Origin of the sequence: Streptomyces mexicanus, from assembly GCF_902506575.1 — a bacterium.
GTDB classification, from domain to species: domain Bacteria; phylum Actinomycetota; class Actinomycetes; order Streptomycetales; family Streptomycetaceae; genus Streptomyces; species Streptomyces mexicanus.
On record NZ_LR732647.1, the window covers coordinates 1 to 3,707 of the forward strand.

The following is a 3,707-nucleotide window of genomic DNA, read 5'->3' on the forward strand; positions in this document are numbered from 1 at the left end:
CCCGGCACCACCTGCACCGACTGACACCCTCCAGCCCGACCTGCACCGACCGACACCACGGCCCCGTCTGCACCGACCGACACCCCAGCCCGACCGGCGACCACCGCTCTTTACCACTCGGATATGTGAGGAACCATCATGACCACCACCGCCCGCACCCGCATCCGCCTGCTTCTCCCCGCCGCCGTGGCAGCCCTGGCCGTCACCGCGACAACGGCCGCAGCAACCACCTCCTCCGCCACCCCGGCCGCCCACTCGGTCACGGCCCCGGACCACCGGGCGGCCGCCAAGAACCCGACGGCGATGCTCGACGCCTGGCTGCGCCTGTGGAACGGCGACTACACCCAGGCGGAGGCCATCATCTCCCCGGACTTCACCGTCCACGCAGCCCTGCTCGACGGCGGCGACGGCAGCACCGTCCGAGGCGCCGACGGCCTGGTGGCCTGGATCTCCCAGACTCGCGCCGCCTTCCCCGACCTGCATTTCTCCCTGCAGATCGACCCCCTGATCGCCGGACACCGCGCCTCCGTGCGCTGGACGGCCACCGGCACCTACGCCGGCGGCTTCCCCGGCGCCAAGGCCCAGCCCGGCACGACCGTCACCTTCACCGGCACCGACACGCTGCGCATCAAGGACGGCAAGTTCGTCGAGTACTGGCTCAACTCCGACACCCTTCAGCTCCTCACCCAGCTCCACGCCCTGTAAGCACCACCCGCCCGCGGCCGCGCCGCCCTCGCCGACCACATGGCCGGCGAGGGCGGCGCGCGCTGCGTGGGCACTCGGCTCCTCGGGCTCCGGCACCCCCTGGGTCACGTCCTGCGGGACCTCGGCGGCAAAGGCATTGGGTCGCGTCTCGCACGCTCCGGGCGGCTGGCTCCGCTGGGCTTTCCAGGTGGCCTGCGGCATGCTGCTCGCCGTACTCGTCGCCCCCCTGTACCACCGGTTTCGCAAACCGCACGGCGCCGGCCGGGGTCCCCGCTGATGCGCGACGGAGGCCGTCGGCGGCAGCCAAGCCAAGCCAAGACCATGGAAGAACGGCCGCCCACCACGTGCAGCCGTTTCCGGCGACATGGTGGGCGGCCGCTTCCGGCAGTCGCGCCCTTCAGGTGCGCGAGAGCACGTTGAGGTGCCTGCGGGTTCATCCCTGGGAGGGCCTGCCGGAAGCTCATCGGGTCGCAGAAACGCGGGGGCTGCCCAGGGGGATTCCCCGAGCAGCCCCCGCAACTATGCGACTCCGCAACTCCGCGGCTCTGTGGTCGTGTCAGCGTGTCAGCTGTCCTCGGACGGGACCTGCTTGATGGCGTTGACGATGGTCCGCTGGGTGACGGCGCTGGTGAACAGGACGGTGCCGGGCTTGATGATTTTTTCCGGGCCAACGGCCTTGCTCACCTGGACGGTGCGCGTGCCGAGGAAAACGTGGGTGTTCTTGTCGAAGATCCATTCCTCGCGCTGGCCGCTCTTGCCGTCCAGCCGGGCGACCGCCACGCCGTGCCGACCGACCGCGTCGACGGCGTCGTTCACGGTGACGACGCCGGGGATCTTCGCGGCCGCCTTGAACAGCGCCTTGGTCAGGGCGGGCGGCGGGTAGCTCTCGCCGAGGAGGTCGCCGATCGTGGTGAACGCCTCCTGGTCCGGGGAGTTGCCGTGTCCCTTGGTCTCCTTGTAGATCTTGCCGAGGAGCGTGTCGGGGTCGGTGGGCAGCTTGGTCAGGTAGTCGTAGGAGGGGTTGTTGAGGCCGGCGACCGGGGTGTTGCCCTGCTCGTCGGGGAGGCTGAGGGTCTCCCCCTCGGGGCTGTCGTTGACGGCGGGGTCGATCAGCCACCCCTTGGTTCCGTCGGGCGAGTACCACACCTGGCGCTTGTGCAGCTCGTGGCTGGCGAGGCTGCTCTTGCCGTCGACGGTCTTGACGAAGGTGTCGGCCGTCTTGGACTCGATGTACACGTACTGGCCCGCCTTGAGGGCCGGGTGGTCGTCGTGTGCCGCGACCAGGGAGACCTGATCGAGCAGCCGGGTGACCCCGTGCGGGCTCGCGGCGCCGATCTGTGTGGTCAGGGCCGGTCCGGTGGCGAGGACGGGACCGCCCCCGTTTCCGTCACCGCTGGTCATCGCCGTCGCGGCGACGACGGCGGCGGCCACGGCGGCGGCCAGGGCGGGCAGTGCGACGGCCGGGCGGGGCAACCGGAGCCGTCGCGCCTTCGGGGTGCTGGGGTCAGTCTCCTGCGCGTGCTGTGCCTGCTCGATGTGTGCCATCAGGCGCTCCTTGTGATGCTCGTGGCGGCCCGTCGGCAGGTCACGCGCAGTGCGGGACAGCAACCCTGCGACGGCTTCCTCCGGAGCGCCCGGGGTCTGGCGGGGCGTGTTCGCGCTCATCGGTTTCCTTCCTGTGCGGGCCGGACGGTGTTGACGCGATCACCTGGTATCTGTCGGCCGGCCGCCCCGGCTTCCCGCCTGCTCCGAACTTTTCCGGCTCCGTCCACGCTCGGTGTCCGCGGCGCGGGCCGGACGGGGCCGCTCTGCACGTGCGGGCCGGCCGTCGCGGCATCGCCGTGCTGTGCGAACTCGACCTCTGTGAGGGAGCGGAGTTTTTTGCGGGCCCGGGAGAGCCGGGACGCCACTGTGCCCACCGGGATCCCCAGCGCCTTCGCCGCCGCCTCGTAGTCGAGCCCTTCCCCCAGGCAGAGTGCGACGACCTCCCGCTCCGCCCTGCGCAACGAGCCGAGTGCCCGAAGGATCGCAGCCAGCCTGCGCTGGTCGTCGATGTGCATCGTGACCTCATCGGCGTGGTCCGCAACGGGCAGTTCGGCCGCCGCGGTGGCCACCGCTGCCCGGCGGTAGCTCCGGTTGCTGCGTATCTGGTTGCGTGCGGTGTTGGTGGCGATGCCCAGCAGCCAGGGCCGCAGCGAACCGCCCTCGGCGTCGATCCTGTCGCGAAGCCGCCATGCCTCCATGAAGGTCGTGGCCATGACGTCCTCGGCCGTCGACCAGTCGGCGGTCAGACGGAAAGCGTGGTTGTACACGCCCCGGGCGTACATGTCGAACAACTCGGCGAACACAGCCGGATCTCCGGCCCGTAGTCGGGCACGCATGTCAATGCTCACCTCTATGAGCTGTCTGAACCTCGGTCCGTCTTCCAGTGACGTGCCTCACACGCGTCCCGCCGGGTTTCCCCTTTCGCCAGCAGACAGACCGTGAGGCGTACCCACCGGTGGCGTGGTGCCACGGCGGCGAACTCTCGCATGGTCGCGCAGAGCCGGAGGCGAAGGCCGTCCGGGAGCCCTGGACTTCCTCGCTGGACCCGACCCTGGCGGGCTCCGGCGTGGGCGGGACGGCCGTCAGACAGTCGCCCCGAGCAACCGCCCTTCGTACGGCGTTCGTACGCTGAGTTCACGCGATCCGTACGGTTCCCGGGATAGGCTCCTCGTCAGGAGGTGTTTCATGTCCGAGTTGTTCGACGCGGTCGATGCGCTGGTCGCGTCGCGTTCGCCGCTGCCGCCGGTGGAGGAGCGCAAGCGGCTGCGCCAGGCTCACGGGCTGACACTGGACGAAGTGGCCGCGGCGTTGAAGGTACGCCGGGCGACGGTCTCCGGCTGGGAGTCGCTGAAGAAGCCGACCGAGCCGCGCGGCCCCGAACGTGAGGCGTACGCGCGGCTGCTGAACAAGCTCGCGGAGCTCTACCCCGCACCCGCCGCCCCGGCGGCGGCCACCCC

Annotated in this window: 4 protein-coding genes; 2 read left to right on the top strand and 2 right to left on the bottom strand. The window is 70.6% G+C overall.

Features of this window, described 5'->3' with window-relative positions; translation table 11 throughout:
* Positions 1–138 precede the first annotated feature (138 nt).
* Complete coding sequence (locus GV126_RS34165) at positions 139–705, top strand: ester cyclase (protein WP_201299985.1); 567 nt, start codon at positions 139–141, stop codon at positions 703–705.
* A 564-nt stretch (positions 706–1,269) separates the two neighbouring features.
* Here GV126_RS34165 and GV126_RS34170 read toward each other — a convergent pair.
* Both GV126_RS34170 and GV126_RS34175 read right to left on the bottom strand, forming a co-directional pair.
* A complete protein-coding gene (locus tag GV126_RS34170; RefSeq protein WP_159675120.1) occupies positions 1,270–2,370 on the bottom strand; it encodes a CU044_5270 family protein in 1,101 nt (366 codons plus the stop codon).
* Positions 2,367–3,086 carry an RNA polymerase sigma factor gene (locus tag GV126_RS34175; protein ID WP_159675122.1) on the bottom strand — a complete coding sequence of 240 codons (720 nt, stop codon included), beginning with the start codon at positions 3,084–3,086 and terminating at the stop codon, positions 2,367–2,369. The genes GV126_RS34170 and GV126_RS34175 overlap by 4 nt, the downstream gene beginning before the upstream one ends.
* A gap of 349 nt (positions 3,087–3,435) precedes the next feature.
* On the opposite strand from GV126_RS34175, the gene GV126_RS34180 reads away from it, so the two are divergent.
* Positions 3,436–3,707, top strand: a 272-nt coding sequence (locus GV126_RS34180) for a helix-turn-helix domain-containing protein (protein WP_159675124.1), incomplete at its 3' end; no start/stop codon positions are given.